Annotated in this window: 4 protein-coding genes; 2 read left to right on the forward strand and 2 right to left on the reverse strand. The window is 63.5% G+C overall.

From position 1 onward, the window contains the following. The first annotated feature begins 283 nt into the window (after window positions 1–283). Together NX782_RS26015 and NX782_RS26020 are read left to right on the forward strand one after the other, a co-directional pair. Window positions 284–895, forward strand: a complete 612-nt coding sequence (locus NX782_RS26015; protein WP_258848410.1) for a TOL_0243 family YfiR-like periplasmic protein — start codon at window positions 284–286, stop codon at window positions 893–895. Then, window positions 892–2,808: a sensor histidine kinase, YfiR-like protein-associated gene (locus NX782_RS26020; protein ID WP_258848411.1), complete on the forward strand. Its 1,917-nt coding sequence runs from the start codon at window positions 892–894 to the stop codon at window positions 2,806–2,808. Before NX782_RS26015 ends, NX782_RS26020 begins: the two co-directional genes overlap by 4 nt. 59 nt (window positions 2,809–2,867) lie before the next feature. Here the strand turns inward: NX782_RS26020 and NX782_RS26025 are convergent, their stop codons facing one another. Continuing rightward, entirely contained in the window at window positions 2,868–3,410 is a 543-nt protein-coding gene (locus NX782_RS26025) for an FxDxF family PEP-CTERM protein (RefSeq protein ID WP_258848412.1), read from the reverse strand. Between the two features lie 238 nt (window positions 3,411–3,648). Continuing rightward, window positions 3,649–3,880 (reverse strand): DUF4248 domain-containing protein (locus tag NX782_RS26030; RefSeq protein WP_258848413.1); only part of this gene is annotated, 232 nt, incomplete at its 5' end.

The raw sequence follows: 3,880 nt of genomic DNA on the forward strand, positions 1-3,880 counted from the left end.
ACGAGAGCGGGCTGAATCTATCCTTGGAGGAGAATAGAGGAGACAGGTGCATCATGCTGCATCGCAAAATAAAAATCCAATTTATATTTGTAATGACAGTCATTAATGGCTTAAATAGCACAGCAGAGACTGATTGAAGAGACTTCCCTCAGCGCACGCTTGGTGCACTCGGGAAAATGCTCTACGATAGCAAGATGATGAAGAGTTTTTGGCAGTCCTTTGCAGTTTTCGAGCCGGCCGCATTGCATCCCGCCTCGCGCCTCGTCTTGCCTGTCATTTCGTGATGCAGCGTCCTACGAGCGCTTTTCCGAAATACGGCACGCGGCGCCGGCTGGCCGGCTGGGCGTTGCTGTGCGCGGCCGCCCTGTGCGGCGAGCACGCCATGGTCGCGACTGCCCGTGCCGACAACAGCGCCGCCAGCCAGGGCATCGAGCGGCGCGTGAAGGCCGCCTTCCTCTATAAATTTCTCGGCTACGCCGAATTCCCGCCCGGCGCCTTCGTCGACGCCGGCAGTCCGGTGACGATCGGCGTGATCGGAGCCGACGACATGGCGGCCGAACTGGCGCGCATCGTCAGCGGCCGCACCGTGCACAACCGGCCGGTGCTCGTGCGCGTGCTGCGCGAGCCCGAGCTCGGCACGCCGGTCCACTTGTTGTTTGTCGGCGGCCTCGACGCGGGCCGGGTAGGGCGCATGGTGCGCGCGGCCGGCAATGCGATGCTGGTCGTGACCGAATGCGACGGCGGCCTGCAGCAGGGCAGCGCGATCAATTTTCGCATCGTCGACGAACGCGTGCGCTTCGACGTCGCGCTGGATGCGGCCGAGCGTAACGGCATCAAACTCAGTTCGCGCCTGCTGACGGTCGCGAACCGGGTGCAGAAAGGAACGCAGCAATGACAGGCGCAATGACCAAAGTGCGCGAAGGCGGCTCGGTTCGCCGCAAACTCATCCTGATGGCGGTTTCCACCACGCTGGCGGCCCTGGTGGCGGCATCCTGCGCGATGCTGCTGGTCGACCTGCGCGCCTTCCAGCGCTACTGGACCGACGACCTGATGACCCAGGCCGACATCATGGCGCGCGTGACCGCGCCGGCGCTGGCCTTCAACGACGAAGAGACCGCACGCCAGAACCTGGCCGTGCTGCGCGTGCGTCCGCAGATCCTGGCGGCCGCCATCTATACCAGCAACGGCACCCGTTTTGCCGGCTACCTGGCGCCGGGCGCGACCGGCAGCGCGACGCGACTGCCGCTGCGCCCGCAGGCTTCCGGCTACCGCATCGAAGGCAGCGAGATCGTCGTGTTCCGCAACATCGTCGAGAACGGCGACATGGTCGGCACCGTCTACCTGCGTGCCCGTTACGGCCTGTTCGACCGCCTGCTCAGCTACGGCGCCATCCTCGGCGCGGTGATGCTGGGCGCGCTGGCGATCGCCTGGCTGGTGGCATCGCGCCTGCAGGAAGCGCTCACCCGGCCGCTCGAAGCCGTCACCAGCGTCGCCCGCCAGGTGATGCAGCGGCGCGACTACGGCCTGCGCGTGCCGGGCAAGGAAAGCGGCGAGATCGGCGTGCTGGTCGACGCCTTCAACGAGATGCTGGCCGAGATCGGGCGCCGCTCGGACGCGCTGCAGCAAGCCAACGCCTCGCTGGAAGTCGAGATGCAGGTGCGCCAGCGCGCGGAGGGTGCGCTGATCGTGGCCGACCGCCGCAAGGACGAATTCCTGGCGACCCTGGCCCACGAACTGAGAAATCCGCTGGCACCGATCCGCACCGGCCTCGACATCCTGCGCCTGCGCAGCGGCGACGCCCAGGCGACCCAGCGCGCCACCGACATCATGGAACGCCAGCTGCGGCAGATGGTGCGCCTGGTCGACGACCTGCTGGACGTCTCGCGCATCAATACCGGCAAGTTCACGATCAAGTCCGGCCGCGTCGAGCTGAAGGCGGTCGTCAACGATGCATTGGAAGTGGTGCGTCCCTATGTCGACCTGCATGGCCACGAGCTGCAGATCGACCTGCCGGACCGCCCGGTGTTCCTGAACGGCGATGCCACGCGCCTGGCGCAGATCCTGTCGAATCTGCTGAACAACGCCGCCAAGTACACCAACCGCGGCGGCAGGGTCAGCCTGAAGGCGACCGTCGAGGACCGTACCCTGGTCGTGGTGGTGGCGGATACCGGCATCGGCATCGCGCCCGACATGCTGAATACCGTGTTCGAGATGTTCGTGCAGGTCGATTCGACACTGGAGCGTTCGACCGCGGGCCTGGGCGTGGGCCTGTCGCTCGCGCGCAAGCTGGTGGAGCTGCACGGCGGCACCATCGAGGCGCACAGTGCCGGCCTCGGCCACGGCAGCCAGTTCGTGGTGCGCCTGCCGATCGTGGTCGATCCGGAACTGCCGGCCAAGCCGACGCCGGCGGCCTTCATCGGCGGCGAGACCTACCGCATCCTGCTGGCGGACGACAACGTCGACTTCGTCAACAGCATCGGCGCGCTGCTGACGGCGATGGGACACAGTGTGGTCATCACCCATAACGGCCCGGACGCCCTGGCGGCGGCCAAGCGCTTCTGCCCGGATTACGCCTTCCTCGACATCGGCCTGCCGCAGATGTCGGGTTACGACCTGGCGCGCGGCATCCGCGGTTTGTCTTGCGGTGCGATGACGGTCATGATCGCGGTGACGGGCTGGGGCCAGGAAAAGGACCGCCAGCTGGCGTTCGAGGCAGGCTTCGACCACCACATGGTCAAGCCGGTGCGCTTCGAGCAGATCGAGGAAATCCTCGGCAACCGCAGCCTGATCAAAAAGCTGCGCACATAAAAAAAACGGAAGCGCTTGCGCGCCTCCGTTTGCATGCCGTACTAAACGGACGCTGTGGCTTAAGCCTGGTTTGCAGCAGCCTGCTTGCGGCGGCGTGCCAGGAAGCCCAGGACGCCCAGACCAGCCAGCATCATGCCGTAGGTTTCCGGTTCCGGAACCGGCGCCATCATGACGGCGCCGCCGAACGAGCCTGCGGTATCCGACACGAGGTTGCCGCTCACCAGCAGGTAGTAGTCGCCGGCTTGCAGGTTGTCGCTGGACAGGGTCCAGACGTCCATCGAACCAGTCTGCAGCGAGGTGCCCGACGTGATCAGCGTGTCGCCGGCGGTGCCGCCGGTGCCGGTGCCGCCACCGACGCGGTACAGCGCCAGGCCGCTGAAGTCGAGGCCAGTATCGGCCGTGCGGCTGATCGACGAGACGATGGCATCGAAGTTCATCGGGCTGGTGCCCTGCACCGAGAAGGTGAAGTGGTCGGCAAAGGTGGCGCCATTGTTGTTCATGGCGAAGGTGTCACCGAAGAAGCCGCTGCCATCGGTCAGGTCCAGGACCTGCGGGGTGTTGCCAATCATGTTGGTGGTGCCGCCACCAGTCGTTTGGGCCATGACGGCCGAAGAACCGAACGTTGCGGTAGCAAACACGATACCAGCGATCAGAGATTTATTCATTTCTTACCTCGCAAAGAAACAGCCGCGTCCTGCAGCTTGGTTTTTCAAGAATCGGGGAACTTCATCGTAGCAAAACGTCGCTAAAGTGCGTGAAAAGCGTTGTAAGTGTGCGCTTCTGCGAGGAAAAATGCTGCTGTTCAATAATTTCCGATCGGACTCGGCTTCTACCCGATTCTCATAGAGGAGAACGGGTATTTTGCATTGACTGGAAGAAAAAATTATCAGGCTTGCCAAGAAACCGTAGGATCTGTCCTACTTCACGACGCGTGAAACTCCGTGCTTGAGTTGGTTTCCGTTGGCGAACTTTTATTGAACGCTCGGCAAATTTATTGCCGGCTGGGACCGCTCTTAAGGCAGAGCGTATGGATGAGCATATGGAAGAGCCAAGAAAAATGGCCCAGAAATCG

The organism is Massilia norwichensis (assembly GCF_024753245.1).
Classification (GTDB): Bacteria; Pseudomonadota; Gammaproteobacteria; order Burkholderiales; family Burkholderiaceae_D; genus Telluria; species Telluria norwichensis.